26 protein-coding genes are annotated in these 26,691 nt (G+C 72.8%); 13 read left to right on the plus strand and 13 right to left on the minus strand.

The window, feature by feature from the left end; translation table 11 throughout:
* Positions 1 to 306: 306 nt before the first annotated feature.
* Positions 307 to 906, minus strand: a complete 600-nt coding sequence (locus tag ACFY32_RS04910; protein WP_359188862.1) for an NAD(P)H-dependent oxidoreductase — start codon at positions 904 to 906, stop codon at positions 307 to 309.
* A gap of 239 nt (positions 907 to 1,145) precedes the next feature.
* On the opposite strand from ACFY32_RS04910, the gene ACFY32_RS04915 reads away from it, so the two are divergent.
* Positions 1,146 to 2,108, plus strand: coding sequence for an AraC family transcriptional regulator (locus ACFY32_RS04915; protein WP_390673434.1), 963 nt, complete (start codon positions 1,146 to 1,148; stop codon positions 2,106 to 2,108).
* Between the two features lie 182 nt (positions 2,109 to 2,290).
* Here ACFY32_RS04915 and ACFY32_RS04920 read toward each other — a convergent pair whose 3' ends face one another.
* Entirely contained in the window at positions 2,291 to 3,142 is an 852-nt protein-coding gene (locus tag ACFY32_RS04920; RefSeq protein WP_359188868.1) for an enoyl-CoA hydratase/isomerase family protein, read from the minus strand.
* 42 nt (positions 3,143 to 3,184) lie between these two features.
* On the opposite strand from ACFY32_RS04920, the gene ACFY32_RS04925 reads away from it, so the two are divergent.
* Positions 3,185 to 3,589, plus strand: coding sequence for a winged helix-turn-helix transcriptional regulator (locus ACFY32_RS04925; RefSeq protein WP_390673435.1), 405 nt, complete (start codon positions 3,185 to 3,187; stop codon positions 3,587 to 3,589).
* A gap of 112 nt (positions 3,590 to 3,701) precedes the next feature.
* Here the strand turns inward: ACFY32_RS04925 and ACFY32_RS04930 are convergent, their stop codons facing one another.
* Entirely contained in the window at positions 3,702 to 4,448 is a 747-nt protein-coding gene (locus tag ACFY32_RS04930) for a hypothetical protein (RefSeq protein ID WP_390673436.1), read from the minus strand.
* The gene (locus ACFY32_RS04935; RefSeq protein ID WP_359188877.1) at positions 4,445 to 5,062 is read right to left on the minus strand and encodes an RNA polymerase sigma factor; all 618 of its coding nucleotides are present in this window, start codon (positions 5,060 to 5,062) and stop codon (positions 4,445 to 4,447) included. Before ACFY32_RS04935 ends, ACFY32_RS04930 begins: the two co-directional genes overlap by 4 nt.
* 325 nt (positions 5,063 to 5,387) lie before the next feature.
* Here ACFY32_RS04935 and ACFY32_RS04940 point away from each other — a divergent pair, with 325 nt between their 5' ends.
* Complete coding sequence (locus ACFY32_RS04940; RefSeq protein WP_390673437.1) at positions 5,388 to 8,018, plus strand: N-acetylmuramoyl-L-alanine amidase; 2,631 nt, start codon at positions 5,388 to 5,390, stop codon at positions 8,016 to 8,018.
* Between the two features lie 47 nt (positions 8,019 to 8,065).
* Here ACFY32_RS04940 and ACFY32_RS04945 read toward each other — a convergent pair whose 3' ends face one another.
* Both ACFY32_RS04945 and ACFY32_RS04950 read right to left on the minus strand, forming a co-directional pair.
* The gene (locus tag ACFY32_RS04945) at positions 8,066 to 8,473 is read right to left on the minus strand and encodes a hypothetical protein (protein ID WP_390673438.1); all 408 of its coding nucleotides are present in this window, start codon (positions 8,471 to 8,473) and stop codon (positions 8,066 to 8,068) included.
* 82 nt (positions 8,474 to 8,555) lie between these two features.
* Positions 8,556 to 10,184, minus strand: coding sequence for a glycoside hydrolase family 20 protein (locus ACFY32_RS04950; RefSeq protein WP_390673439.1), 1,629 nt, complete (start codon positions 10,182 to 10,184; stop codon positions 8,556 to 8,558).
* Positions 10,185 to 10,408: 224 nt separating this feature from the next.
* On the opposite strand from ACFY32_RS04950, the gene ACFY32_RS04955 reads away from it, so the two are divergent.
* The 7 genes from ACFY32_RS04955 (at position 10,409) to ACFY32_RS04985 (ending at position 16,075) form a co-directional block, all read left to right on the plus strand.
* Positions 10,409 to 10,945 (plus strand): 2-oxo-4-hydroxy-4-carboxy-5-ureidoimidazoline decarboxylase, encoded by a 537-nt coding sequence (locus tag ACFY32_RS04955; RefSeq protein WP_359188886.1) that lies wholly within the window; start codon positions 10,409 to 10,411, stop codon positions 10,943 to 10,945.
* Between the two features lie 178 nt (positions 10,946 to 11,123).
* Positions 11,124 to 11,504, plus strand: coding sequence for a succinate dehydrogenase, cytochrome b556 subunit (gene sdhC / locus ACFY32_RS04960; RefSeq protein ID WP_359188889.1), 381 nt, complete (start codon positions 11,124 to 11,126; stop codon positions 11,502 to 11,504).
* 9 nt (positions 11,505 to 11,513) lie between these two features.
* The gene (locus ACFY32_RS04965; protein WP_359188892.1) at positions 11,514 to 12,008 is read left to right on the plus strand and encodes a succinate dehydrogenase hydrophobic membrane anchor subunit; all 495 of its coding nucleotides are present in this window, start codon (positions 11,514 to 11,516) and stop codon (positions 12,006 to 12,008) included.
* A gap of 19 nt (positions 12,009 to 12,027) precedes the next feature.
* A complete protein-coding gene (gene sdhA / locus ACFY32_RS04970) occupies positions 12,028 to 13,782 on the plus strand; it encodes a succinate dehydrogenase flavoprotein subunit (protein ID WP_390673440.1) in 1,755 nt (584 codons plus the stop codon).
* Positions 13,782 to 14,561 (plus strand): succinate dehydrogenase iron-sulfur subunit, encoded by a 780-nt coding sequence (locus ACFY32_RS04975; protein ID WP_359188897.1) that lies wholly within the window; start codon positions 13,782 to 13,784, stop codon positions 14,559 to 14,561. Before sdhA ends, ACFY32_RS04975 begins: the two co-directional genes overlap by 1 nt.
* 112 nt (positions 14,562 to 14,673) lie before the next feature.
* Entirely contained in the window at positions 14,674 to 15,084 is a 411-nt protein-coding gene (locus ACFY32_RS04980) for a VOC family protein (RefSeq protein ID WP_359188900.1), read from the plus strand.
* 253 nt (positions 15,085 to 15,337) lie between these two features.
* On the plus strand, positions 15,338 to 16,075 hold the full coding sequence (locus ACFY32_RS04985) for a TetR family transcriptional regulator (RefSeq protein ID WP_390673441.1): 738 nt from the start codon (positions 15,338 to 15,340) through the stop codon (positions 16,073 to 16,075).
* Between the two features lie 66 nt (positions 16,076 to 16,141).
* Here the strand turns inward: ACFY32_RS04985 and ACFY32_RS04990 are convergent, their stop codons facing one another.
* Positions 16,142 to 18,562 (minus strand): MMPL family transporter, encoded by a 2,421-nt coding sequence (locus tag ACFY32_RS04990; RefSeq protein WP_359189810.1) that lies wholly within the window; start codon positions 18,560 to 18,562, stop codon positions 16,142 to 16,144.
* Between the two features lie 171 nt (positions 18,563 to 18,733).
* Between ACFY32_RS04990 and ACFY32_RS04995 the strand changes: the two genes are divergently transcribed.
* Positions 18,734 to 19,423, plus strand: a complete 690-nt coding sequence (locus ACFY32_RS04995) for a response regulator transcription factor (RefSeq protein ID WP_359188906.1) — start codon at positions 18,734 to 18,736, stop codon at positions 19,421 to 19,423.
* Positions 19,420 to 20,922 carry a HAMP domain-containing sensor histidine kinase gene (locus ACFY32_RS05000; RefSeq protein ID WP_359188909.1) on the plus strand — a complete coding sequence of 501 codons (1,503 nt, stop codon included), beginning with the start codon at positions 19,420 to 19,422 and terminating at the stop codon, positions 20,920 to 20,922. Before ACFY32_RS04995 ends, ACFY32_RS05000 begins: the two co-directional genes overlap by 4 nt.
* On the opposite strand, the gene ACFY32_RS05005 is transcribed toward ACFY32_RS05000, so the two are convergent.
* Both ACFY32_RS05005 and ACFY32_RS05010 read right to left on the minus strand, forming a co-directional pair.
* A complete protein-coding gene (locus ACFY32_RS05005) occupies positions 20,888 to 22,180 on the minus strand; it encodes a metallophosphoesterase (RefSeq protein WP_390673442.1) in 1,293 nt (430 codons plus the stop codon). The two genes, ACFY32_RS05000 and ACFY32_RS05005, sit on opposite strands and share 35 nt — an antisense overlap.
* A 36-nt stretch (positions 22,181 to 22,216) precedes the next feature.
* Positions 22,217 to 22,456, minus strand: a complete 240-nt coding sequence (locus ACFY32_RS05010) for an SCO4848 family membrane protein (protein ID WP_359188915.1) — start codon at positions 22,454 to 22,456, stop codon at positions 22,217 to 22,219.
* A gap of 91 nt (positions 22,457 to 22,547) precedes the next feature.
* Here ACFY32_RS05010 and ACFY32_RS05015 point away from each other — a divergent pair, with 91 nt between their 5' ends.
* Positions 22,548 to 23,837, plus strand: coding sequence for a D-alanyl-D-alanine carboxypeptidase family protein (locus ACFY32_RS05015; RefSeq protein ID WP_390673443.1), 1,290 nt, complete (start codon positions 22,548 to 22,550; stop codon positions 23,835 to 23,837).
* Here ACFY32_RS05015 and ACFY32_RS05020 read toward each other — a convergent pair.
* From ACFY32_RS05020 to ACFY32_RS05035, 4 genes are read right to left on the minus strand one after another with little or no spacing between them, the layout of a single operon-like run.
* The gene (locus tag ACFY32_RS05020; RefSeq protein ID WP_359188917.1) at positions 23,785 to 24,693 is read right to left on the minus strand and encodes a YihY/virulence factor BrkB family protein; all 909 of its coding nucleotides are present in this window, start codon (positions 24,691 to 24,693) and stop codon (positions 23,785 to 23,787) included. The genes ACFY32_RS05015 and ACFY32_RS05020 overlap by 53 nt on opposite strands.
* Entirely contained in the window at positions 24,681 to 25,193 is a 513-nt protein-coding gene (locus ACFY32_RS05025) for a GtrA family protein (RefSeq protein ID WP_390673444.1), read from the minus strand. Before ACFY32_RS05025 ends, ACFY32_RS05020 begins: the two co-directional genes overlap by 13 nt.
* Positions 25,190 to 26,137, minus strand: a complete 948-nt coding sequence (locus tag ACFY32_RS05030) for a decaprenyl-phosphate phosphoribosyltransferase (protein ID WP_390673445.1) — start codon at positions 26,135 to 26,137, stop codon at positions 25,190 to 25,192. The genes ACFY32_RS05025 and ACFY32_RS05030 overlap by 4 nt, the downstream gene beginning before the upstream one ends.
* The gene (locus tag ACFY32_RS05035; protein ID WP_390673446.1) at positions 26,130 to 26,627 is read right to left on the minus strand and encodes a phosphatase PAP2 family protein; all 498 of its coding nucleotides are present in this window, start codon (positions 26,625 to 26,627) and stop codon (positions 26,130 to 26,132) included. Before ACFY32_RS05035 ends, ACFY32_RS05030 begins: the two co-directional genes overlap by 8 nt.
* Positions 26,628 to 26,691: the final 64 nt, after the last annotated feature.

A 26,691-nucleotide genomic window follows, 5' to 3' on the forward strand; every position in this document is an offset into this window, starting at 1 on the left:
TCCTGGCCGTACAACCTGCAACTAAGCCGTGACGCGGTGAGGTGTGACACAAAACGCAGGGGTGGCGCTGTAGGAAGTACGGGCCGCCGCGCGGTCCGTGCCGCGCGACGGCCGGGGCCTCTCCTGTGGGGGGTGGCGGCCCCGGCCGTTGCCGTGGCTTCTACCGGTGCGGCCCGGCGAGTGGTGCCTCACGATCGCCTTCGTCGGGTGGCCCGCCACCGGGCACTGACTTGCCCGGCATGTCCTGCGGACCGCCCGGAGGCATCCTGTCCGTCCGCGGCCGGTATCCGTCCCGGTTTCTGCGGATCATCCGGCCGGGCGAGCATGGATGGCTTCGCTGATGGTCCGCACCGCACGGTCGACACCGCGCACCGTGGCCTCGGAGCCGAGTTGTTCGGATCGGTGGATGAACGCTGTGGAGCCGCGCCGGCTGCCGCAGTAGTCGACGATGCCGTGCTCGATCTGCGTCCGCAGTGCGCTCTCGTATCCGTGGCGCTCGTACGCACCGGAGTCGTCACCGGCGATGGGCAGGAGATGTGTGGTGAGGCCCTGCAGTTTCGGCCGCAGGCCCGAAGTCGGGGAGTGTTCGAAGGCCCAGCCGTTGACGAAGACACGGTCGATCCACCCCTTCAACAGCGCGGGCATCGACCACCAGTACACGGGGAAGACCAGCACGAGATCGGTGGCGCGCTCAAGACGACGGTGCTCGGCCATGACGTCGGCCGGGTAGTCGCCGCCGTCGTGGTACGCCTGGCGATCCGCCGGGGTGAACCGGGGGTCGAACCCCTCCTCGGCCAGGTCGGCGATCTCGACCGAACCGGGCCGGAGCGCTGCTTCGAGCCTTTCCAGCACGTAATGCGTCAGGGACCGGGGGTCGGGGTTGGCGGCGACCAGCAGGGTATGCATCGATGGCTCCAGTTGCGTGAAGAACGGATGTCGGCAAGTGGTGTGGGGGTGCAGGACGGCGTGCGGTGCTCCGTCTCCGGAGCCCGGTACGCCGGGCCGGGGCCCGCGGGGTTCAGCACCGCCAGGCTTCCGCCGCCGCCGTTGCTCATGACAGCGAGTCAACGGCACACACCCGGACGATTCCATGGGTGATAGGCCAGATCACCTGGGTGATCGTCTGAAGCGTTTACTGTTGGCGGGTGGATGCTTTCGGCGACCTGCTGCGCGGAGTACGGGCCCAGGGCTCGTTGTTCGGCAGTTCGACCCTGACCCCGCCCTGGTCGCTGCGCTTCGTGGACGGCGCGCCGCTGACCTTGTGCACCGTCCTGCGCGGAGGCGGCTGGATCGTGCCGGAGGGCCGCCCGCCCGAGCGTCTGGGCGTCGGCGAGACCGTGATCGTGCGGGGCCCCGCGCCGTTCCTCTTCGTCGACGAGGTGGGCACCCGGGCCGAACCCGTCGACTGCGGCGCGTTCTGCTCGACGCCCGAGCAGGGCGGGACCCGCTACCGGCTGGGCTGGCACGACGCCGGTAGCGGCGGGGAGAACACGACGACCCTGGTCGTCGGTGCCTACCCGGTGCGCGGCGAGATCAGTCGCCGGCTGCTGGGCGCCCTGCCCGTCGTCCTGCGCGTGGAGTCCGGCGGCGGGCCCGACCCCGTGTGGGAACATCTCGCCGCCGAGGTCGCCGCGGACACGCCGGGCCAGCAGGTCGTCCTCGACCGGTTGCTGGACTGGATGCTGGTGTGCGCGCTGCGCGGGTACTTCGACCGGCCCGGCGGCACTCCGCCGGGCTGGTACTCCGCCGGGCGCGACCCGGTGGTCGGCGGCGCGCTGCGTCTCCTGCACGGGGAACCGGCAGCGCCGTGGACGGTCGCCTCGCTGGCCGGCCGGACCGGGGTGTCGCGGGCCACGCTGGCGAAGCGGTTCACCGAACTGGTCGGCGAACCGCCGCTGACCTACCTCACCCACTGGCGGATGACGCTCGCGGCGGACCTGCTGACCGAACGCGAGACGGCGACGGTCGCGGAGATCGCCCGCGCTGTGGGGTACTCCGACGCGTTCGCGTTCAGCGCGGCGTTCAAACGAATCCGCGGCATCAGCCCCAGCGCGCATCGACGCACCGCGACGACCCCGCCCCCGCAGCCGGCCGGCACACCTCCATGACGAATCCCGCGACGTACCCCCGACCACGTCAGGCAGACGACTCGACTTGTCAGCTCCCTGAGTTGTCTTGATCTCTCCGGCTCACGTTCTCACGCAGTGCCTGAAACGATGCCTCGCAGGGCCGCTACCGAACGGACCGTGCGGACAACTTCCGCGCTCCACCCGCGCAGGGCCGAGATTCGTCACGAACGTCGGACGAGGTTCGCGCGCAGCACCTTTTCGAGGTCCAGCTCCACCTCGCGCGTGTGAACCCCGGCCGCGAGCGCTGCCCGAGCAAGCTCTCCGGACGCGGGAGTGAACGTTTCGCCGAGCAGGCGGTTTTCCGCGCGCAGCGCGTCCTCGAGCGTGCCGTCGGCCGCGTCGATCGCTTCGACAGCCGCGGCGCGGACACCGTCGGGCAGAGACGCGATGGCCAGTGCGACCCACTCGACATATTCATCCAGTTCTGCGGCGGGCAGGGCTCGGTTCACCCAACCCCACCGCTCGGCGGTCGCCGCGTCGACGAGCCCGCCTGTCAGCACGATCTCGAGAGCGCGAGCGCGACCCACGAGGCGGGGCAGGTGGGCAGTTGCACCGGCTCCGGGGACGATGCCGATCAGCGCCTCGAACTGGCCGAACGCCGCAGTCTCAAGGGCCGCGAACCGCAGATCCAGGCTGGAGACCAGTTCGGCTCCGCCGCCACGGGCGAGTCCCGCGACCTTGGCGATGGTGGTCTGAGGCAGACGCCGCCAGCGTTCATGAAGCCGCATCATCGGGCCGGTCCCGGCAAGCGTCTCCTCCGCGACCGGGAGGGCGGCGTAGGTCGCGGGGTCCTCCACGAACGACAGGTCGCCGTGCGCCAGGAAGAACTCCGGATCAGCGCTCTGGACCACGATGACGTGCAGATCGGGATCATTCTCGGCCGATGCCGCGACGGCGTCCAGGTCGAGCATGAGCTGCGCCGTCATCAGGTTGACGGGCGGAACATCGATCGAGACCCACAGCACTCCGTCCTGGCGCTTGAGATCGAGGCTGGGCAGGGACTTTTCGGTCATGGGATTCCCTTGGGTTGCCGGTATCTCTGGTATACCTGGTGCATGGCAGGTACTTCAAAGGAACCTGGTATCCGCGAAGATCGGGCCGGTCACGAGACCATCGTCGGCCCGCAGCGCGAACTCCTGGATCAGTTGCTGGACAAGTGGGGTCATCTGCTGCTGGCCGCGCTGTGCCGGCAGCCGCGACGCTTCAACGAGCTGAAGAGAGAGCTCGACGGGGTCACTCAGAAATCGCTGACGCAGGCACTGCGGCGGTTGGAACGCAACGGCCTCGTCGAGCGCCGGGTACTGGTGCAACGCCCCGTTGCTGTGGAGTACCGGATCACACCGCTGGGCCGCACGCTCGAGGAGCCCTTCTCGATCCTGCGCTCCTGGACCGCCGACCACCTCCCCGAAGTCGAACGACACAGGGAGGCATTCGACAAAGCCGCGGACACCCCTCACTGACGCTTTCGGGAAGAGTCCGGTGTGGCCGACAAAGCGCCTGGTCAGACACCCTGTCCAGCTTTATCGGACTGAGGGTGGCGGCCCCGGCCGTTGCCTCGGCCGTGGGCCGGGATCACTTCTTTCTGCCGTTGTCGCCGCTCCGTCCGGGGTGGTCCTCGGCCGGTGTCCTCCCCGGCTTCCCGGGGTCCGTCGGGCGGCCCGGTGCCGTGGTGCGGGGAGCGGGCGGTGCCGTCAGGCGGGCGCAGTACGCGGCGACCTCGTCCGCGCCGCCCGCCGCCTCGATCAGGCGCTGCCAGGCGGTGGCGTCGCGGGCCCGGTCCGGGAGCCGTTCGTAGGCGCGGCAGTGGGCCTCGGTGTCCTGGGCGGGGGCCGGCCGGTCCGGTGCGGCGGTGGTCTCGGCGGGGGCGTCCGGGGCGGGCTGGGCGGCGGTCCGGGAGGGCGACGGGCGGGCCGGGGCCGGGGCGGCCGACGCGGAGGCGGACGGCCGGTCGGGGTGCCGGCCGGGGTCCTCGGCGGCCGGGCCGCGGCCCGCGTCGATCGCCGCGTAGGCGACGCCGCCCAGGGTGAGGCTCGCCGCCAGGACCGACAGGGTGATCCGCCGGGCGGGACGGCGGGGCCGCCAGTCGTCCCGGCGCCGGGTGCGTGCCGCGCGGTGCGCCCCCGTGTCCCGGGCGTCCCGGAACGCGGCCAGGGCGCGGTCCTCGGTGCCGGCGGCGTCGGCGCGCAGGGCGGTGGCGAGCAGGGACTCCAGCGGGGTGCGGTCGGCGGGGCCGGGTCCGCCGTGCCGTCCAGCCATGTCCGCCGCCCCTGTCCGTTCCCGTTCCGGCTCGCCCGCCGGGCCGTTCCCGGCGCCGGTCATGTCGACTCCCCCAGCGTCCGGTGCGGCTCATCCGTCACACCGTCGGCGCCGAGCTGCCCCGCCAGCCTCCTCAGCCCCCGGTACGCGGCCGTCCGCACCGCCCCCGGCCGCTTGCCCAGCACCCGCGCCGCGCCCGGCCCGTCGAGGCCGACCACGACCCGCAGCAGTACCGCCTCCGCCTGGTCCCGGGGCAGCGCGCGGATCATGGTCAGGGCCGCCTCGGTGGACAGCGACTCCAGCACCTGGTCGACGGTGGAGTGCGGGCCGGGCAGGTCCAGCAGGTCCCGCTCCAGGGCCGAGGCCCGGGGCCGTACCCGCTGGCGCCGCAGATGGTCCAGGGCCCGGTGCCGGGCGATGGTCGCCGTCCAGCCGCGGAAGCCCGCCCCGTCGCCCCGGAACCGCCCCAGGTCCCGGGCGATCTCCAGCCAGGCGTCGGACGCCACGTCCTCGGCGTCGTCTCCGACCAGCCCCCGCAGATAGCCGAGCAGACCGGGCTGCACGATCCGGTACGCGACCGCGAAGGCGGCCTCGTCCCCCTGCTGGGCACGCGCGACGGCCGCCCCCAGTTCCCCGTCGTACGCGGGTGCGCGACGGAGTTCCCCTCCCTGGCCCAAGAACCGTCCTCGTCCGTGCCGAGACTGCGGGCGCGCTCGGGCGAGCCCGCCTCCGTGCGGCACGACGGGTCGTGCCCCTGTCCCCCACGGTCCTCAGCGTCAGGGCGCGCGGAAGTGTCACAGGCGCGGGCCGCGTCGGCGCGGGCCGTCACCACGGGTGACGTTTGGCCGATGATTGACGCTGAGTCAATGACACCTGTGGGCCTACTGTGACAGGTGACGCGAACACGTTTTCTTCCTAGGGGTGGGGTAATTGAGTCCTCGCAGGACCCATGCGTACAGACCGCTCAGTCTGCGCGGGCGGGCCTGGCTGACGGCCGGGGCCGTGGTACTGAGCACGGCGGGCGTCGTCACGTACGCCGTGGCCGACCAGCCGGCGCCGGCGGACGGCCGGGGCGGTGCGGAACGCGAGCCCACCATCCGCACCGTCAAGCTGCACAGCGAGGGCGGGGGCCGTAAGGGCCTGGAGCGCCGGACCACCGGCCGGTTCAGCGCGGTCCTGGTGACCTGGGACGACCCCGAAGCCAAGGCCAAGGGCACGCCCGAGGTGCGCACCCGGGACCTGCACAGCGGTGACTGGTCCCCGTGGCAGCCGCTGGACACCGAGCCCAACCAGGCCGACGGCGCCGAGGGCGAACGCGCCGCCGCCCGCGGCGGCACCGGCTCGCTGTGGACCGGTGACGCCGACGGCATCGAGGTGCGCGTGGTGACGGCGGACGGCGAGGAGGCGGGCGGCCAGCCGGCCGGCATGGACGTCAAGCTGCTCGACCCGGGCACCGACCCGGAGGGCGGCCCGCAACCGGCCGCGTACGCGGCGGAGACGACGGACCCGGCCACGGACCCCGGGACGCCCCCGGCGACCGCCGAGCCGCCCTCGGCCCCCGAGCCGACCGGGGTCCCGGACACCCCGGTGAGCCCCGAGGTCCCGGCGACCCCCGAGTCCCCCGCGACCACGCAGACCCCGCCGGTCACCTCCGCGCCGCCGTCCCCGACCCCGTCCCCGACCTCCACGGTCCCCGCTCCCCGCCCCTCGACGGTCGTCAAGCCCCCCGTCATCACGCAGGCCGAATGGGGCGCCTCCACGGAGTACGACGGCACGCCGAGCTACGGCACGAAGATCGACGCCGCCGTCGTCCACCACACCGGCATGGACAGCGACAACACCCTGTCCTGCGCCCAGTCCCGGGCCCGGCTGCGCTCCATCCAGCAGGAGCACTTCGCCCGCGGCTACTACGACATCGGCTACAACTTCCTCGTCGACCGCTGCGGCCAGATCTTCGAGGGCCGCAGCGGCGGCATGGACCTCCCGGTGACCGGCGCCCACGACGTCGGCTTCAACACCAACACCGTCGGCATCTCCTACCTCGGCAACTTCGAGTCGGCCCGGCCCAGCCGCGCCGCCCTCGACGCGATCGCGCGGATCGTGGCGTGGAAGTTCGGGATGTACGGCATCGACCCGACCGGCAAGGTCACCCTGACCTCCGGCAGCCCCAAGGGCCAGGACGGCAACCTGGTCGAGAAGGGCACCAAGATCACGCTGCCCCGGGTCTTCGGCCACCGGGACACCAACGCCACCGCCTGCCCCGGCAAGAACCTCTACCCGAGGCTCTCCCGGATCGCGGCGCTCGCGAAGACCCCGGGCGTCTCGCACGCCCTGCCCACCGCCGACTACGACCGCGACGGCGTCACCGACCTGGTGGCCGGCGTGCCGAAGGCGAACGGCGTGCGGGTCGTGCCCGGCGGCGTGGACGGCCCGGTCATCGCCAAGAAGGTGTCGCTCACCCAGAACAGTCCGGGCGTGCCCGGTTCCTCCGAGTCCGGCGACGCCTTCGGCACCGCCACCGCCTGGGGCGACAACAACGGCGACGGATACGCCGACCTGGTGATCGGCAGCCCCGGTGAGGACGACACCAGCGGGCACGCCGACCGCGGCTCGGTCACGGTGCTGTACGGCCCCGGCCTGAAGTCCGGTTACTCGTACACCACCACCGGTGTCACCGCCACCGGCGCGAAGCTCGGCTCCGCCGTGACCGTCGGCGACTTCAACGGCGACGGCAAGGCGGACGTCTTCTCGGCCGGCACCGGCAAGGGCGGCAACTACAACGTCCGGCTGCGCGGCGGCGCCACCACGTACGGCACCCTGACCTCCGCCACCGGCCCGGTCGCCTACCTCGACGCGGCGACCGGCGACTTCAACCGGGACGGCTACGCCGACGTCGCCCTCAACTACCGCGACACCGGCGGCACCGGCCGCGTCGTCCGCTTCGCGGGCTCGGCCTCCGGCCTGACCAAGGCCGGCGTCATCTCCGTCAAGGGCGGCCGGTCGGTCGCGGCCGGCGACTTCAACGACAACGGTTACGACGACCTGGTCATCGGCCAGCCGGTGGCCGCCGAGTCCGGCGGCGTCTCCGGCGGGCAGCTCACCATGCTGTTCGGCACCTCCAGCGGGTTCACCACCACCGGCATGAAGGTGATCCACCAGAACACCGCCTCCGTCCCCGGCGGCAACGAGTCCGGCGACGCCCTCGGCACCTCCGTCTCGGCCGGCGACCACAACGCCGACGGCTACGCGGACGTCCTGGCCGGCGCCCCCGGCGAGGACCTCACCCGCGACGGTGCCGACCGCGCCGACGCGGGCAACGCGCTGCTGTTCAAGGGCGGCTCGTCCGGCCTCACCGGCTCCGGTTCGGTCGCCGTCTCCCAGGACACCGGCGGCGTCCCCGGCTCCACCGAGACCGGCGACCGGCTCGGCTCCGCCGTGGTCCTCGCCGACCTGTCCGGGTACGGGCGGGCCGACCTCACCCTGGGCGCCGACGGCGAGGACGGCACCGACGGCGTCCTGCTGCACGTGCCGAGCGGCAGCCGGGGCCTCGGGTTCACCGACTCCGTGCTCTACAGCAGGACCACCCTCGGCACGCCGTCGGACGCCCGCCTCGGGCAGACGCTCACCCCCTGACCGGGCGACGGGCCGGGACCGTACGCCCGTACGGTCCCGGCCCGGTCTCACCCGCCCGCCGTCGCATCCCGGCACAGCAGCCGCAGCGAGCCGTCCCCGGTGAAGCAGCGGCGGGCCTCCTCCATCGGGTCCCACAGGCGCCCGTCCGGGGTGCGCACCCAGTGGTCGCCGCCGGACGACCACCACTCGGCGCCGGTCTGGCGGACGATCACCTCACCGGCGTAGGCGCCCAGGCCCCGCAGCACGGTCTCCACGGCGGCGTACGGCGCGTCCTCGCGCCGGATGCCGTCGATCACGCGGTCGACCCGCCAGAGGCTCTGCGCCGAGTAGTCCAGGCGCAGCCGGGCGCCCTCGCGGAGGGCGGCCACCGCGTCCGCCGCCCACCGCGCCGGCCGGGCGGCGGCCGTGGGCCTGGGGTCCCGCTGTGCTGTCGTCGCACTCGTCGAAGTCGTCACACCCCAAGAGCGTCGGCGGCCATCGATTCGTCACCCTGTTCGGGGCGGCCGCGCGGGGCCCTCCCGCGGGGTGCGCCCCGGTTCAGCTCAGCTTGTCCGCCAGCGCCTTGAACCGCGCCCAGGACAGCTCGGGCGCGTCCGGGTCCCACAGCTTCTGGGCGGTCGCCGCGAGCGGCAGCCTGATGCCCTCGGCGACCTGGGCCTGGGTCTGGGCGCCGGGGATGTCGCCCCAGACGGCGAAGGAGCCGCCGAGGATCTGGTCGTCGTACTTGGCGTCGACCGCCTCGGTGCCCCGGATCACCCGCGGGGTCCACTGCTCGTAGATGCGCTGCCCGGTCGGATAGACGAAGGTCTGCGGCTGCCCGAGGACGTAGTAGAGGAACTCGTCGTTGTAGTTGAGCACCTCGCGGCCCTCGGCGAGGTACTCCGACGGCTGCCGGGCGCCGATCTCCTTGCCGGTCCAGTACGCGACCTCGATGCCGTCGTCGGCCTTGACGGCGGTGCCCCGGAAGAAGCCGTCGTTCCAGGCGCGCGGGGTGCGGTCGTTCTTCCGGACGGTGGCGGCGCGGTCGTTGAGCCAGCCGGTGGTGAGGTCCTCCACGGTGCCCCCGGGGCCGTACTTCTCGCGGGCCGCGGCGGCCAGTTGCGGGTAGGAGGCGGCCGGGTCGGACACGGTCAGCGCCTGGTACTCGTCGCCGCCGAGGTGCCACCGGCCGCCCGGGAAGACGTCGGCGTACTCGTCGATCAGGTCGTCCACGATCTCGGCCGCGCCCGGCTCGGAGATGTCGATCGCGCCCTTGGTCGCCGCGCCCCGCGCGTTGCGCAACTGCAGGTCGGGGTGGGCGTCGAGGACGGCACCGAGGTGCCCCGGCGAGTCGATCTCGGGGACGATCGTGAGGTGCCGCGCGGCGGCGAGGTCCACGATCCTCCTGACCTGGGCCTTGGTCAGGTGGTCGGCCGAGACGATCTCCGGGTGCGAGGAGGACTCGATGCGGAAGCCCTGGTCGTCGGAGAAGTGCAGCCCCAGCTCGTTGTACTTCAGGTCGCCCAGCTCGCGTATTCGGTCCTCGATCCAGTCGGCCGAGTAGTGCTTGCGGGCGATGTCCAGCATGAACCCGCGCCGCGGCTTGGCCGGCGCGTCCTTCACGACCCCCTCGGGCGCCGCCCCGCCGCTCTCGACCGCCTGCTTCAGCGTCCGGGTGCCGTAGAAGACACCCGCCTCGGCGGGGCCGCTGACGGTCACCCGCCCGTCCCGCACGGTCATGGTGTACGACTCGGCGCCGGTGCCCCGGCCCTTGTCCAGCTCCAGGCGCACGTCCCCGGCCCGCCGGTCGTCCTGCTGCCCGGCGTACGTCAGCCCCAGCTCGCCGGCGAGCAGCCGGCCCTCGTCGGCGAGACCGCTGCCGTCCACCACGACCCGGTGGGCGCGCTCGGGCCGCCAGCCGGGGCCGCGGGCGGGGGTGTGCTCGCGGACGGAGGGGATGGTGCGGGGCTCGCCGGACAGGGCGTACGAGCGGCTCGGGGAGGGGCTGGTCGCGGCGGGCGGCGCCGCGGACACGCCGTCGGAGGCCGACCGCGCCGGGCCCGCCGGGCCGCCGTCGCCGGAGGCCCACACGCCCAGGCCCGTGCCGAGCGCGACGACCGCCGTGCCGGCGATCACGGCCCGCTGTCCCGTCTTCCGCGCCGGCGTCCGGCGCCCGTGGCTGCTCACGACGCCAACCTAAGTCCGTTACCCCGGACAGGCGTCCACCACATGTTCCGAAACTCTTCCGTTCGGGTGATATTCGGGTGTCGCACGGACATGTCATGCTCCCACTCGGTAACGTGACGCCACAGCTCTCACACAATCCACTGCCGACCCACACGTGACGCCCACGAGGACCCACGCTGCCTGCGCACCGCCTTCCAGATCTCCCCGGCCGAGTCGCCGCGCCCGTGCCGCCGCAAACACGCGCCACGCCGGTCACCCGGCCCGCACTGGACCGCTTCAACGCCGCGCCGCCCGACGAGGCCGTCCGCGCCCTGCTGCCCTGCCTGCACAGTCACCGCTGGGCCCGCAGCGTCGCCGCCCACCGGCCCTACCCCGACCTCACCACCCTGCTGGCGGCGGCGGACGAGGCGGCCTACGACCTGACCGTCGAGGACCTGGCCGAGGCGCTGGCGGCGGAGACCCTGCCCGGCCTGCCCGGGGACACCTACGCGGTGGCCGGCACGGCCCTGCGCGCGGCCCACGCCGCCTATGAGTCCAAATTCGGACACGTGTTCGTCATCTGTCTCGACGGGGTGCCCCGGTCCGAGGCCCTGGACCACGCCCTGACCGCCATCCGGTCACGATTGGCGAACGATCCGGAGGAGGAGCGGACGGTCACCGCGGAGGAACTCCGCCGCCTGGCGAGGGGCCGGCTGAGCCGCGCCCTGTGGGCGGAGGGAACCGCGCGAGCGGCCACCGACGGCCACAGACCCGGCAAATAGCACAAGCCACCCGGACCGTACCCCCCTTCGGTGCAAGTTTGATCACACCGGTAGGCCCGCCGTAAGCGCCGCAGGCAACCGTCGCTACGATGCTGGGGGCCGGTGGACCATACCCGGCCGGGCCCGACCGACAGAGAAGCCGGCGCGGCCCCAATCCCCGCTCCCGGAGGAAACTTCCGTGCCGGCTGGAACGCTGTACCGCGGCCGGGAAGGAATGTGGTCCTGGGTGGCTCATCGAGTCACCGGCGTCCTCATTTTCTTCTTCCTGTTCGTTCACGTGCTGGACACCGCTCTCGTGCGTGTCTCCCCCGAGGCCTACGACAAGGTCGTGGCCACGTACAAGACGCCGATCGTCGCGCTGCTGGAGTACGGCCTCGTCGCCGCCATCCTCTTCCACGCGCTCAATGGTCTGCGCGTCATCGCAGTCGACTTCTGGATCAAGGGTTCCCGCTACCAGAAGCAGATGCTCTGGACCGTCGTCGCCCTCTGGGTCGTGCTGATGCTCGGGGCGATCTACCCCGTCCTCGGCCACGCCGCTCGTGAACTGTTCGGGAGCTGACGCGTACTCATGTCGAAAAACACAGTCACGACCGACTCCACCGCCTCCGGAATCGGCCCCGTCGAGGGTGCCTCCGTCTACACGGTCGACAACCCCGCGCCGCTGATCGAGCCCCCGCGCAAGCGCACCAAGAAGTCGCCGAAGTCCACCCGCGGCAACTTCGAGATGGCCGCCTGGCTGTTCATGCGCCTGTCCGGCGTGGTGCTGGTCGTCCTCGTCCTGGGTCACCTGCTGATCCAGTTGGTGCTCGACGGCGGCGTCTCCAAGATCGGTTTCGCCTTCGTGGCCGGCCGCTGGGCCTCGCCGTTCTGGCAGGTCTGGGACCTGCTGATGCTGTGGCTGGCGATGCTGCACGGCGCCAACGGCCTGCGCACGGTCATCAACGACTACGCGGAGCGCCCGAACACGCGCCTGTGGCTCAAGGGCCTGCTCTACACCGCCACGGTGTTCACCATCCTGCTGGGCACGCTGGTGATCTTCACCTTCGACCCGAACATCCGCTAGGCACGGGGCTGCGAGAATCATGAAGGTACACAAGTACGACACCGTCATCGTCGGCGCCGGTGGCGCCGGTATGCGGGCCGCCATCGAGGCGACCAAGCGCAGCCGCACGGCCGTCCTGACGAAGCTCTACCCGACCCGCTCCCACACGGGCGCCGCGCAGGGCGGCATGGCCGCCGCGCTGGCCAATGTGGAGGAGGACAACTGGGAGTGGCACACCTTCGACACGGTCAAGGGCGGTGACTACCTGGTCGACCAGGACGCCGCCGAGATCCTGGCGAAGGAGGCCATCGACTCCGTCCTCGACCTGGAGAAGATGGGCCTGCCGTTCAACCGGACCCCGAACGGCACCATCGACCAGCGCCGCTTCGGCGGCCACTCCCGCAACCACGGCGAGGCCCCGGTCCGCCGGTCCTGCTACGCCGCGGACCGCACCGGCCACATGATCCTCCAGACGCTGTACCAGAACTGCGTCAAGGAGGGTGTGGAGTTCTTCAACGAGTTCTACGTCCTGGACCAGCTCATCACCGAGGTCGACGGCGTCAAGCGCTCGGCCGGCGTGGTGGCCTACGAGCTGGCCACCGGCGAGATCCACGTCTTCCAGGCGAAGTCCGTGATCTACGCCTCCGGCGGCACCGGCAAGTTCTTCAAGGTGACGTCGAACGCGCACACGCTGACCGGCGACGGCCAGGCGGCCGTGTACCGGCGCGGGATTCCGCTGGAGGACATGGAGTTCTTCCAGTTCCACCCGACCGGCATCTGGCGCATGGGCATCCTGCTCACCGAGGGCGCCCGCGGTGAGGGCGGCATCCTGCGCAACAAGGACGGCGAGCGCTTCATGGAGAAGTACGCGCCGGTCATGAAGGACCTCGCCTCCCGTGACGTCGTCTCGCGCTCCATCTACACGGAGATCCGCGAGGGCCGCGGCTGCGGTCCCGAGGGCGACCACGTCTACCTGGACCTGACCCACCTGCCGCCGGAGCAGCTCGACGCCAAGCTCCCGGACATCACCGAGTTCGCCCGTACGTACCTCGGCATCGAGCCGTACACGGACCCGATCCCGATCCAGCCCACCGCGCACTACGCGATGGGCGGCATCCCGACCAACGTCCAGGGCGAGGTCCTCTCCGACAACACCACCGTCGTCCCGGGCCTGTACGCGGCCGGCGAGGTCGCCTGTGTCTCCGTGCACGGCGCCAACCGGCTGGGCACCAACTCGCTGCTCGACATCAACGTCTTCGGCAAGCGGGCCGGCATCGCCGCCGCGGAGTACGCCCAGCGGGCGGAGTACGTCGAGCTGCCGGAGGCCCCGGAGTCCCTCGTCGTCGAGCAGATCGAGCGGCTGCGCACCTCCACCGGCAACGAGCGGGTGTCCGAGCTGCGCCGCGAGCTGCAGGAGACCATGGACGCCAACGTCATGGTGTTCCGCACCGAGCAGACGATCAAGACGGCGGTCGAGAAGATCGGCGAGCTGCGGGCGCGGTACAGGAACGTCGCGATCCAGGACAAGGGCAAGCGGTTCAACACCGACCTCCTGGAGGCCGTGGAGCTGGGCAACCTGCTCGACCTGGCCGAGGTCATGGCCGTCTCCGCGCTGGCCCGCAAGGAGTCCCGCGGCGGTCACTACCGCGAGGACTACCCCAACCGCGACGACGTCAACTTCATGCGCCACACCATGGCGTACCGCGAGGTGGGCGACGACGGCACCGAGTCCATCCGTCTCGACTACAAGCCGGTCGTCCAGACCCGCTACCAGCCGATGGAGCGTAAGTACTGATGGCTACCCCAGTTCTGGACAAGGCGGACGCGGCGGGCACGCCCGAGCCCGGGTTCGCCGACTCCCCCTACATCACCGTCACCTTCCGCGTCCGCCGGTTCAACCCGGAGGTCGCGGCCGAGGCGACCTGGCAGGACTTCCAGCTCGAGATCGACCCGAAGGAACGCGTCCTCGACGGCCTCCACAAGATCAAGTGGGACCTGGACGGCACGCTGACCTTCCGCCGTTCCTGCGCGCACGGCATCTGCGGCTCGGACGCGATGCGGATCAACGGCAAGAACCGCCTGGCGTGCAAGACGCTGATCAAGGACATCAACCCGGAGAAGCCGATCACGGTCGAGCCCATCAAGGGCCTGACGGTCCTGAAGGACCTGGTCGTCGACATGGAGCCGTTCTTCCAGGCGTACCGGGACGTGATGCCCTTCCTGATCACGAAGGACACCAACGAGCCGACCCGCGAGCGCCTGCAGTCGGCCGAGGACCGCGAGCGCTTCGACGACACCACCAAGTGCATCCTGTGCGCCGCCTGCACCAGCTCGTGCCCGGTGTTCTGGAACGACGGCCAGTACTTCGGCCCGGCGGCCATCGTCAACGCCCACCGCTTCATCTTCGACTCGCGTGACGAGGCGGGCGAGCAGCGGCTGGAGATCCTCAACGACCGCGACGGCGTCTGGCGCTGCCGCACCACCTTCAACTGCACCGACGCCTGCCCCCGGGGCATCGAGGTGACGAAGGCCATCGCCGAGGTCAAGCGGGCGCTGATCACGCGCCGCTTCTGACTCCGGTCGACACCCTGCCCGAAAGGCCCCGTTTCCGCCGGAAGCGGGGCCTTCGGCGTGCTGGGCACCGGAAATGACCGGTTGCGGGCGATCATCGGCTTACGCTGACGCCATGTCAGATGACGAGTCGTACGAGCTTCTCGGTTTCGACAACGTGCTGTTGCCGGTCGGGGACCTCGGTGAGGCCGTGGAGTTCTACGAGCGGGCCGGGTTCGCCGTGGGGTTCCGGTTCGACGAGGGCGGGATCGCGCTGCTGAAGGTCGGCGGTGAGACGCCCGGGGTGCTGCTGCGGCACGAGGAGGGGCTGGGGCACCGGCCGCCGCCGTGGCCCTCGCCCCGGGTGTGGCTGGAGGTGCCGGACGCCCGCACCGCCGCGAAGGCGCTCACCGACGCCGGGCTCGACCTGTACGACGGGCCCTTCAAGTCGGTGACCGGCTGGACCGTGGAGTTCGCCGACCCGTGGGGCAATGTCACCGGGCTCACCGACTACACCAAACGACCGCAGCTCGGGCGCCGCCCCTGACACCGCCCGCGGTGGCCGGGGCCTGCCGCCCGGACCGGGTCGCGGGAAACCGGCCGCGTCGTCGTCGCGCCGGTGAGCGGGGTCCGGCGCGTGCGGAGGCAAGGCGGCGGAGGGAGCCGACGCGATGGGGGTTCCCCCCGCGCGAGCGCGGCCGAGCGTGGGGAGTCGGCGAGTGACGACAATGCCGCAGGCGCGCGTGCCGGACCCCACGTCCGCGGCGTGATCCGAACGACAGGCCCTAGGCTCTGCTTCCGTGCCAGTCATGAACGACGGTCCCGGTGAGGGAACCCCGCCCAGCAAGTCCGAGCAGACCCGCGCCCTGATCCTGGAGACGGCGATGCGGCTGTTCCGGGAGCGGGGGTACGACAAGACCACCATGCGGGCCATCGCCCAGGAGGCCGGGGTCTCCGTCGGCAACGCCTACTACTACTTCGCCGGCAAGGAACACCTGATCCAGGGGTTCTACGACCGGATCGCCGCCGAGCACCAGGAGGCGGTCCGGGACATCCTCGCCCGGGAGAGCGACCTGGAGGCCCGGCTGGCGGGCGTGCTGAAGGTGTGGCTGGACATCGCCACGCCATACCACGAGTTCGCGGTGCAGTTCTTCAAGAACGCCGCCGACCCGGACAGCCCGCTCAGCCCGTTCTCCCCGGAGTCGGAGCACGCCCGCGTGGAGGCGATCAGCGTCCACCGGGCGGTGCTGGCCGGGGCCCGGACCAAGGTGCCCGAGGAGCTGGCGGACATCCTGCCCGAGCTGATGTGGCTGGCGCAGATGGGGCTCGTCCTGTACTGGATCTTCGACCGGACCGAGGGCCGCGAGCGCAGCTACCGGCTCGCCGAGCGCGGTGCCCGGCTCACCGCGCGGGGCGTGGTGCTGGCCCGCTTCCGGGTGCTGCGTCCGCTGGTGCGCGAGGTGCACGAGCTGTTCACGGACTTCCTGCCGGGTATGACGAAGTTCATGCCGGACCCGGGCCGGGGCACGGCTCCCTGACCGGCGCGGCCCCGCCCGCCCCGCCGGACCGGGCGGGGCGGGCGGGGCGGGCGGGAGGCCCGGTGGTCAGTTGACGGCGTCCGCCCCCTCGTCGGCGAGCTGGAGGTCGTACGTCAGCGGGCCGTCGGCCACGACGACCCGCGCGGCGCGGGAGCCGTGCCCGGGGGCGGTCGCGGCCAGCAGGTAGGTGCCCGGCGCGGGGACCGACAGGATGTAGGAGCCGTCGGCCAGGGCGGTGACCCGGTCGACCCGGCGACCGCTCGCGGAGAGCAGGGTGACGGCCGCGCCCTCGACCGGGTCGCCGTCGGCGGTGCGGACGAAGCCGTGGACGGCGGAGGCGGGGCCCTGTCCGGCGGCCGGTTCCGCCGCCGGCCGCTCCGCCGTCTGTTCCGCCGGTTCCACCGCCAGGTGCGGCAGCCGCTTCTCCAGGCCGGCCGGCAGCCACCAGTTGGACCGGCCCAGCAGGTGCATCGCCGCCGGGACCAGCGCGGTGCGCAGGATGAACGCGTCCAGCGCGACCGCCGCGGCCAGGCCGATGCCCGCCATCGCGCCCTCGGTGTCGCCGCTGAGCACGAACGCCGAGAACACGCTGATCATGATCAGGGCGGCGCAGTTGATCACCCGGCTGGTCTCCGCGAGGCCGACGCGCACCGCGCGGGCGTTGTCCTTGGTGTGCACCCACTCCTCGTGCATCCGGCTGACCAGGAAGACCTGGTAGTCCATCGACAGGCCGAACAGCAGCGACAGCATGATGACCGGCAGGAAGGAGGTGATCGGCCCCTCCTTGCCGAAGCCGAGGGCCTCCGCGCCCCAGCCCCACTGGAAGATCGCCACCAGCACGCCGAAGGACGCGGCGGCGGCCACCAGGTTCATCACGGCTGCCGTCAGCGGCACCACCAGGGAGCGGAACGCGACGAGCAGCAGCAGGAAGCCCAGCGCGATGATCGTCGCCACGAAGTACGGAAGCCGGTCCCCGGTGACCGACGCGAAGTCCTTGAAGACGGCGGTCACCCCGCCGACGTACGCCTCGGTGCCCGACTCCGGGATCACGTCGTCGCGCAACCGGTCGATCAGCCGGTCGGTCTCCTCGGACTGCGGTGAGGTGGCCGGCACCACCTGGATGACCGAGACGCCGCCGGCGGGCGGCAGGGCGGCCACCTGGGCGACGTCGTCCACGCCCTCGATCGCCCGCGCCAGCCCGGCGGCGTCGCCGCCGTCGACGACCACCTGGAGCGGGCCGTTGAAGCCGGGGCCGAAGCCCTCGGCGAGCAGGTCGTACGCCTGCCGGGTCGTGGTGGACGCCGGCTGGTTGCCCTGGTCGGTGGCGCCCAGCCGCAGCGAGAAGACCGGGATGGCGAGCACCGCCATCACCACCACGGCCACCGCCGCGGTCCCGCGCGGACGCCGCTGCACCCACGCCGACCAGCGGGCCGCCAGTCCGGTCGTGGTCTCCTTCGGCTCCGGTCCCGCCGCGGCCAGCCTGCGCCGCTGCCGGCGGCTGAGCACCCGCATGCCGAGCAGCCCGAGGAGGGCGGGCAGCAGGGTGGTGGCCGCGAGCACGCTGAGCACCACGGTCAGGGAGGTCGCGATGACCACGCCGTCCAGGAAGCGCATGTTCATCACCAGCATCCCGGCCAGCGCGATGCAGACCGTGCCGCCCGCGAACAGCACCGCGCGCCCGGAGGTGTTGAGGGCGGTGACGGCCGCCTCCTCGGGGCTCGCGCCGCGCTGGATGCCGCGCCGGTGCCGGGTGACGATGAACAGGGCGTAGTCGATGCCGACGCCGAGGCCGATGAGCGAGCCGAGCAGCGGGGCCACCTCGGGGACGTCGGTGACGTGGCTGAGCAGGATCGTGGACATCATGCCGGTGCCGACGCCCGCGACGGCGGTGAGGATCGGCAGGAGCATCGCGAACACCGACCCGAAGGCCAGGAACAGGATGACGGCCGCCGCGGCGATGCCGACCAGCTCGGCGGTGCCCATCGGCGGCTCCTGGGTGCGGGCGACGGCCTGGCCGCCCAGCTCCACGGCGAGTCCGTCGCCCTCGGCGTCCTCGGCCCGCTCCACCAGGTCCTCGATCACCGCCTTGTCGACGGCGTTGGCCTGCTCGGTGAAGGTGACTTGGGCGTAGGCGATCCGCCCGTCCCGGCTCACCTGGGCCGCGCCGTCCGGGCCGTACGGGTCGCTGACCCGGCCGACCCCCTTCATCTTGCCGATGTCCCGCAGCGCGGGCTCCATCCGGGACCGTACGGCCTCGTCCCGCACGGAGCCCTCGTCGACCTTCCACACCACCGTGTCGGTGTCGCCGGAACTCTGCGGGAACGCCTTCTCCATCAGGTCGTACGCCCGCGAGGAGTCCGTGTCCGGCAGGGAGAAGACGTCCGCGTAGGCCGTGCCCGCCGACGTCCCTCCCGCCCCCAGTCCGAACAGGGCCCCCAACCACAGCAACAGGACCACCAGCCGATGCCGGTAGCACCACCGCGCCAATGCCGCCACGCCAAACTCCTCGTTCGCAGAAAATCGTCGGTCGGTCCCCCAGGTCCTGCGCATCAGAATCGACGGCCCGGCACGCGCGGGGACACCACCCGGGCCGGACTCTCAAGGAACTCCAAAGCGGCATCGCTCCCGGCCGCCGGGGGCCGCGCGGATACTGGGGGCATGACGACGGTTCCCGGCACCGTGCTGGTCGTGGAGGACGAACCGAGCATCGCGGACGTCCTCACCATCGCCCTGCGCTTCCACGGCTTCGAGGTGATGTGCGCGGGCACCGTCCGCGACGCCCTCGCCCTCGCCGAGGGCACCCGCCCGGACGCGGCGCTGCTCGACGTGATGCTCCCCGACGGCGACGGCCGCGCGCTGGGGCGGGAACTGCGCGCCCGGCGCCCGGAGATGGCGCTGGTCTTCCTCACCGCGCGGGACGCGCCCGCCGAGATAGTCGGCGCCCTCGGCTTCGGCGACGACTACATCACCAAGCCGTTCAACATCGACGAGGTGGTCGCCCGCGTCCAGGCGGTGCTGCGCCGGGTCCGCCCCGCCGACGTCCTGCCGCAGCGGCCGCCGCTGCGCTACGGCGACCTGGAGCTGGACGAGACGACGTACACCGTGCGCCGCGCGGGCCGCTCGGTCGAGCTGACCCCCACCGAGTACGCCCTGCTGCGCTTCCTGGTGCGCAACGGCGGCCGGATCGTGACCAAGGAGCAACTGCTGCGGCACGTCTGGCAGTACGAGCACGCGCCGCCCGAGTCGACCGTCGTGGAGACCTACGTCAGCTATCTGCGCCGCAAACTCGACACCCTCGGGCCGCCCGTGATCACCACCCGGCGGGGCGTCGGATACGGGCTGGCATGAGGCTCCCCCGCGTCCGGTGGACCGGCCGGCCCCGCCGCACGCGCGGCATCCCCTCGCTGCGGGCCAAGCTGACGCTGGCCAACGTGGCGCTGCTGGCGCTCGGCATCGTGGTGGCGACCGCCGTCAGCCTGGTGGGCATGCGGCACTACCTGATCGACCAGATCGACACCGAACTGAACCGCGGCCGGGAGTCGTTCGGCGGCGCGCCCCTCACCCTGGAGCAGATCGACGCGCTCGGCGCGGTGGCCCTGGTCCGGGACCGGTTCCTGGGCGGGGGCGACCAGGCGCGGGTGCCGGACCAGATCTTCGCCGCCGCCGACGGGCGGGGCGGGGTGCTCGCGCTGGCCGGTTCCGAGCCGACCGAGGGCCAGCGCGCCCTGGCCGCCGCCGTGGACGACCCGCGGGCGCTGGCCGCCGACCCCGAGCCGCGGGACATCACCGTGCGCGGCGCCCCCTACCGCGCCACCGGCGCCCGGCTCGCCGACGGCACCTACCTGCTGACCGCCACCTCCACCGGTGCCCTGCACACGGGCGTCGCCAAGGCCCTCAAGCTCGACCTGGCCATCGGGACGGTGCTGCTGGGGCTGCTGGCCTGGCTGACGATGATGAGCGTGCGGCGCAAGCTGCGGCCGCTGGAGGACATGGTGGAGACCTCCTCCGCGATCGCCGAGGGCGACCTGACCCGGCGGGTGCCCTCCAGCAAGGAGGCCACCGCCGAGGTGGAGCAACTGCGGCTGGCCCTCAACTCGATGCTCCACCAGGTGGAGTCGGCGTACCGCACCCGCGAGCGCAGCGCCGCCCAGTTGCGCCGCTTCGTCGCCGACGCCTCGCACGAGCTGCGCACCCCGCTGTCCGCGATCCGCGGCTACCTCCAGCTCTACGACAAGGGCATGCTGCGCGAACCGGCCGAGCGGAAGCGGGCCTGGGGGCGGGTGCTGGCGGAGAGCGACCGGATGGGCCGGCTCGTCGACGAACTGCTCACCCTGGCCCGGCTCGACCAGCGCCCCGAGCTGCGGCTGCGCCCGGTGGACATCGCCGGCCTGGTCCGGGACGCCGCCGACGACCTGCGGGTCCAGCAGCCCGGCCGGCCCGTCACGGTGCACGCCGACGGCGCCCTGCTGGTGCGCGCCGACGAGTCCGGGCTGCGGCAGATCCTCGGCAACCTCCTGGCCAACGTACGGGTGCACACCCCCGCGGACGTGCCGGTGCGGCTCGCCGTGGAGCGGTCCGACGGGGTGGTCCGGCTGCACGTCGAGGACCGGGGGCCGGGGCTCGCGGCGGAGGACGCGGCCCGGGTCTTCGACCGGTTCTTCCGGGCCGGCGGCGGCGCGGGCAGCGGCCTGGGCCTGGCCATCGTGCAGAGCGCGGCCCGGTCCGCCGGCGGCGAGGTGACGGTGCGCACCGCGCCGGGCGAGGGGCTCGCGGTGACGGTGACGCTGCCGGCCCGCACCGGGCCCGGGGAGGTCACGCCCGGCGCGACGCCAGCTCCACCACCGTGATGTCGGACTCGGCTCCCACCCGGGTCGGCGGGCCCCAGGCGCCGGCGCCCCGGCTGACGTACAACTGGGTGTCGCCGTAGCGTTCCAGGCCGGCGACGGTCGGGTTCGCGGCGGCGGCGAGGAGGCTGCCCGGCCAGAGCTGGCCGCCGTGGGTATGGCCGGAGAGCTGGAGGTCGACGCCGTGGTCGACGGCGTCGTGGATCTGCACCGGCTGGTGGGCGAGGAGCACGCAGGCGCGGGCCGGGTCGCGGTCGCCGAGGGCGCGGTCGTAGTCGGGGCCCCGGCCCTCGTCCTCCCCGGCGATGTCGTTGACCCCGGCGAGGTCGAAGTGGGGCAGTTCGGTGCGGGCGTTCTCCAGCGGGTGCAGGCCCAGGCGGCGGACCTCCTCGACCCACTGTTCGGCGCCGGAGAAGTACTCGTGGTTGCCGGTGACGAAGTAGGCGCCGTGCCGGGCGCTGAGCCGGGCCAGCGGGGCGGCGGCCGGGCCGAGGTCCTTGACGCTGCCGTCCACCAGGTCGCCGACGACCGCGATGAGGTCGGGCTGGGTGGCGTTGACCGTGTCGACGACCCGCTGGGCGAAGCCCCGGCCCAGGACCGGGCCGAGGTGGATGTCGCTGACCACGGCGATCCGGAAGCCGTGCGCCGCCCGCGGCAGCTTCGCCAGCGGCACGGTGACGCGCTTGACCGCCGGCCCGTTCAGCACGCCGTAGGTGCCGTGGCCGACCGTCGCGACGGCCGCCGCGGCGGCGGCGCCGCCGACCACCCGGGAGACGAAGAGACGGCGGGAGGGCGCGGGGGCGGGGGCGGGGTCCTCGGGTCGCGCCGGTTCCGCCGGTTCCGCCGGTTCCGCCGGTTCCTCGGTGCGGGCGCCGCCGCCCCCGGAGGGCTCCGGTATCCGCTCGGGCTCCGGCACGGGCGCCGGGGTGCGGGCCCGCGCCCGGCGCTCCAGGAAGCGGCGCAGCAGCGGCCGTACCGCCTCACCGGCCAGGACGGCCAGCAGCAGGTAGACCGACAGCGCCAGCCACAGGAAGCCCGGCCAGGCCAGGATCTGCTGGAGCCGGAAGGGCGCGCCCGTGCGCTCGGCGACGAGCGCGCCGACCGCGAGGACCCAGCCCCCGGCGATCAGCACCGCGCCCGCCCGGCGCACACCGCCCGCGCGCCGGGTCGTGTCGTGGAACAGGCGCCGCCACACGTACCAGTTCGCCACCACCAGCACGCCCACCACGACCAGCGCGATCAGCGCGAAGACGACCACCATGCCGTCGTACCCCCTCAGTTGAGACGCCGGTGACGTCTATGACGTGCGGCGCAGTGCGCGCAGTCCGCGCAACCCGATGACCCCGATGACCGTCCCCAATACGAAGGAGACGACGGCGAGCAGCAGGTGGACCCAGAAGTACGCCGTGGGGTCGCCGTCCTCGAACGCGAGCCCGCTGCCGTCCTTGACCAGGTTTTTGACGAAAGTGATCCAGATGACCCAGCTCCACACCCCGAAGGCGAGCAGGAACCAGGACAGGGGGCGGCTGAGCTTCATGCCCTCAGTATCGCCGCCGCGTGTCCGGACCCGTGTGCGGGGTGGGGAGGCGGGGGCGACGTCCACAGGGACGGGAGGTACGTTCTCGGTCGTGTCCGCACCCATGACGACCGCCGGGCGTGCCCTGCTGGTCACCGCCGCCGCCCTGACCACCGTCTCGTCCCTGGTGCTCACCGCGCCCGCCGCGCGGGCGGCCCCGAGCCCGACGGCCACGCCCCCGGCGGGCATGTCGACCGTCGGCGGCGCCCGGCTCGGCGTGGCGGGAACCCAGGTCGACCTGGGCGGCGGCGCCCCGGTGCTGCCCAAGGGCCTCACCGCCCGCTCCTGGGTCGTGGCCGACGCCGAGTCCGGCGAGGTGCTCGCCGCGCACAACGCCCACTGGCGGCTGGCCCCGGCGAGCACCATGAAGATGCTCTTCGCGGACACCCTGCTGCCGCAGTTCCCCAAGTCCGCCGAGCACGAGGTCCAGCCGTCCGACCTGGAGGGCATCGGCGCCGGGTCCAGCATGGTCGGCATCAAGGAGAACGAGACGTACACCGTGCACGACCTGTGGCTCGGTGTCTTCCTGCGCTCCGGCAACGACGCGGTGCACGTGCTGTCCGCGATGAACGGCGGCGTGCGGAACACCGTCGCGGAGATGAACGAGCACGCCGAGGAGTTGCAGGCCCTCGACACGCACGTGGTCACCCCGGACGGCTACGACGCCCCGGGCCAGGTCTCCTCCGCCTACGACCTGACGCTGATCGCCCGCAGCGGGCTGCAGAAGAAGGACTTCCGCGAGTACTGCTCGACGGTCTCCGCGAAGTTCCCGGGTGCGACGAAGAAGAACAAGAAGGGCAAGAAGGTCCGGGAGGAGTTCGAGATCCAGAACACCAACCGGCTGCTCTCCGGCGACACGGACGTCGACGTCTACCAGGGCATCGCCGGGGTGAAGAACGGCAACACCACCAACGCGGGCGCCACCTTCACCGGGGTCGCCGAGCGGAACGGCAAGGTGCTGCTCGTCACGGTCATGAACCCGGCGAAGCAGGAGCACAACGAGGTCTACAAGGAGACCGCCCGCCTCTTCGACTGGGGCTTCAAGGCGGCCGGCAAGGCCCGGCCGGTGGGTGAGCTGGTGCCGCCCAGGAGCGCCGCCCAGTCCAGCCCCCGGCCGGGCGCGACCGCCTCCGGGGCCACCGGCCAGGCGGGCGGCGGCTCCGCGGACGCGACCGGCACCGCGGGCACCCGGCCGGTGGCCGGCGCCTCGGACGGCGGCTCCGGCGCGGGGACGGCGCTGGCCATCGCGGGCGGGGTGCTGGTGCTGCTCGCGGGCGCCGCGTTCCTGGTCAACCGCCGGTGGCCGCTGCCGGATCTGGTACGCCGCCGGTCCCGCCCCTGAGTTCGCTCTCCTTGCTGCCGGTCGCCGTCCAGGCGGCGCAGTACAGGACCAGCTTCGCGGTGAAGTTGATCCACAGCAGCAGGGCGACGGGCACGCCGAACGCGCCGTACATGCTCTTCGCGGCGATGCCCTGCATATAGCTGCTGAGCAGCAGCTTGAGGAGTTCGAAGCCGAGCGCGCCGAGCAGCGCGGCCACCATCAGGCGGTGGCGCGTGGGCTCGGCACCGGGCAGCAGCCCGAGGACGTAGAGCAGGACGAGGAAGTCGGCCAGCACGGCGACGGCGAAGGCGGCGATGTAGAGCAGGACGCCGCCGACGCCGCCCTCGTCCATGCCGAGCCGGCGGATGATCCAGCCGACCAGCGCCGAGGCGACGGTGGAGATGGCGAGGGTCACCAGGAGGGCGCCCCCGAGGCCGACCAGGATGCCGGCGTCCTTCACCCGGCGCATGAGGAGGTTGTCCTCCTCGTCGGGCAGCTCCCACACCGCGCGCAGACAGCCGCGCGCCGCGTCGACCCAGCCCATCCCGGTGAACAGCAGCAGGGCGCCCGCGATCACCCCGACGGTGCCGGCGTTCTGCACCAGGCCGTCGATGTTCAACTGGTCGGCGATGCCCGGGATCTGCTCGGCGATCTTGTCCTGGACCTGCTTCTGCTGGTCCTCGCTGAGGGTGGCGGCGGTGATCGCGGCGGCCAGGCTGAGCAGCGGGAACAGCGCGACGAAGCTCGTGAAGGTCATGGCGGCGGCCAGCCGCGACCACTTCACCCGGTCCAGCCGCTCGAACGACCGCCACGCGTGCGTGGCCATCAGCCGGGCGAACCACGGCCCCACCACGGGAAGCTTCTTCAGCCAGTCCATGATCCGACCCTGCCCCCTGTCCGCTCGCTCCATGACCGGCCTCTCCGGTCGTCCCGGTCGCTCCGGTCGTCCCGGTCGGGCTCGGTGGTGCGGAACACCAAAGTCCTTGTGCCCCAGAAACGCAGAAGCGTGGCCAGCGCCATGCCGATCCCGGCCCCGGAGACGGTGTCGGCGCGCTGCGAGGTGAACCCGAGGCCGTAGTGGCCGACCGCCAGACAGAGCAGTTGTACGGCGGCCCCGGCCGCGTTGACCGCGAAGAACACGGCGTACGGGCGCAGGCCCCGGGGGCGGGTGTGCCGGTAGGTGCCGAGGGCGTTGCCGGCGTACGCGACCGTGCAGCCCGCGACGAAGGAGAGCGCCTTGGCGGTGAGCGGGCCGAGCCCGGCCGGTCCGCGCAGGAGGGTGAACAGGCCCAGGTCGGCCGCGTAGGCGAGCAGTCCGGCCGCGGCGAAGCCGAGGAGTTCCCGGCGGTGGCCCGCGCCCGCCCGGCGGCCGGTCACCAATTGGCCACCGCCAGGGCGTACATCGCCCCCCACACCAGGCCGATCAGGACGAGCGCGCGGTCGCGCAGGACGACGTCCTCGGGTTCGCCGGCGGTGCCCCGGTCGGCGAAGACGGCGTACCTCAGGACGGCCAGGATGAACGCCACCATGGAGAGCTGCCGCCAGGGCAGCAGGCCGGTGTGCGGGACGCCGCCCTCCTCCAGCGCCCACAGGCAGTAGCCGAGGACGGCGACACCGGCGGCGAGCTGCCAGACGAAGCGGAGGTAGCCGGTGGTGTACTCGGTGAGCAACGCGCGTGTGGCGCCCGCCTTCCCGGCCATCTGCACGGCCTCGGAGTAGCGCTTGGCGGAGACCATGAACAGCGCGCCGAAGCCGGTGGTGATCAGGAACCAGCGGGACAGCGGGATGCCGAGCGCGAGCCCGCCGATCATCGCCCGCATCAGGAAGCCGGTGGTGACGACGGCGAGGTCGACGACCAGGACGTGCTTGAGGACCAGGCAGTACGCCAGTTGCATGACGAGGTAGGCGGCCAGCAGGGCGGCGACCGCGGGCGGACAGAGCCGGGCGGCGCACACGGGCGCGAGGACGCCGAGGGCGCCGCCGACGGCGTACGCGACGGGGACGGGGACGTGTCCGGCGGCTACCGGGCGGTGCCGCTTGACCGGGTGGGCGCGGTCGGCGTCGGCGTCGCGGGCGTCGTTGACCAGGTAGACGGCGGCGGCGCAGGCGGTGAACAGGACGAACACCAGGGGGAGTTGGGCCAGGGCGGGACGGGAGAACAGCTCACCGGCGGCGGCCGGGGCGGCGACGACCAGGACGTTCTTGATCCACTGCCGGGGGCGCGCGGTCCTGAGCAGTCCGCCCAGGAGGCCGCCCCTGGGCGGTGGCGCGGACCGCCGCCGCTCGGGCGTGCGCTGCCGCAGGACGGCCGTCTCAGCCACGGACGCCTCCCCGCATCCAGTCGGCGCCCAGGCGGGCCGTGAGGGCGCCCAGGGCGGCACCGGCCGCCACGTCCGAGGGGTAGTGGACGCCGGCCACCAGCCGGGACAGGCAGACCGCCCCGGCCAGCGGCCGGACGGCGCGCACCCCGAGCCCGCCGAACGCGACGGCGGCGGCGGCGGCCGAGGTGGCGTGCGAGCTGGGGAAGGAGTGCCGGCCGGCGGTCCGCACGAGCGGCCGGACATGCGCGGGACGCGGACGGCGTACGACCCGTTTCACACCCATGCTGGCCAGGTGGGCGCCCGCGGTCAGGGCGGTGCCGCGCAGCCAGGCGCCGCGCCGCGCGCCGTCCACGGCGGCTCCGGCGAGGCCCGCCGCGAGCCACAGCGCCCCGTGTTCCCCGGCCCAGGACAGGGCGCGGGCGGCACCGGCCACGCGCGGGTCGCCGCCGCACGCCGCGAGCGCCGAGACGATCCGGTGGTCCATGTTCATGTGGACTCACTGTTCACGCCCGGAGCACCGGAAGTCGGGCAAAACTCCGGCATTATTGAGCGAC

This window comes from Streptomyces sp. NPDC000134 (genome assembly GCF_042899225.1).
Taxonomy (GTDB): Bacteria; Actinomycetota; Actinomycetes; order Streptomycetales; family Streptomycetaceae; genus Streptomyces.

Coding starts and splice junctions, on each gene's coding strand:
- ACFY32_RS04910 (WP_359188862.1), bottom strand. CDS start 906: ATGCATACCCTGCTGGTCGCCGCCAACCCCGACCCCCGGTCCCTGACG.
- ACFY32_RS04920 (WP_359188868.1), bottom strand. CDS start 3,142: ATGACCGAAAAGTCCCTGCCCAGCCTCGATCTCAAGCGCCAGGACGGA.
- ACFY32_RS04925 (WP_390673435.1), top strand. CDS start 3,185: ATGGCAGGTACTTCAAAGGAACCTGGTATCCGCGAAGATCGGGCCGGT.
- ACFY32_RS04930 (WP_390673436.1), bottom strand. CDS start 4,448: ATGACCGGCGCCGGGAACGGCCCGGCGGGCGAGCCGGAACGGGAACGG.
- ACFY32_RS04965 (WP_359188892.1), top strand. CDS start 11,514: ATGTCGAAAAACACAGTCACGACCGACTCCACCGCCTCCGGAATCGGC.
- sdhA (WP_390673440.1), top strand. CDS start 12,028: ATGAAGGTACACAAGTACGACACCGTCATCGTCGGCGCCGGTGGCGCC.
- ACFY32_RS04975 (WP_359188897.1), top strand. CDS start 13,782: ATGGCTACCCCAGTTCTGGACAAGGCGGACGCGGCGGGCACGCCCGAG.
- ACFY32_RS04980 (WP_359188900.1), top strand. CDS start 14,674: ATGTCAGATGACGAGTCGTACGAGCTTCTCGGTTTCGACAACGTGCTG.
- ACFY32_RS04995 (WP_359188906.1), top strand. CDS start 18,734: ATGACGACGGTTCCCGGCACCGTGCTGGTCGTGGAGGACGAACCGAGC.
- ACFY32_RS05000 (WP_359188909.1), top strand. CDS start 19,420: ATGAGGCTCCCCCGCGTCCGGTGGACCGGCCGGCCCCGCCGCACGCGC.
- ACFY32_RS05005 (WP_390673442.1), bottom strand. CDS start 22,180: ATGGTGGTCGTCTTCGCGCTGATCGCGCTGGTCGTGGTGGGCGTGCTG.
- ACFY32_RS05010 (WP_359188915.1), bottom strand. CDS start 22,456: ATGAAGCTCAGCCGCCCCCTGTCCTGGTTCCTGCTCGCCTTCGGGGTG.
- ACFY32_RS05020 (WP_359188917.1), bottom strand. CDS start 24,693: ATGGACTGGCTGAAGAAGCTTCCCGTGGTGGGGCCGTGGTTCGCCCGG.
- ACFY32_RS05035 (WP_390673446.1), bottom strand. CDS start 26,627: ATGAACATGGACCACCGGATCGTCTCGGCGCTCGCGGCGTGCGGCGGC.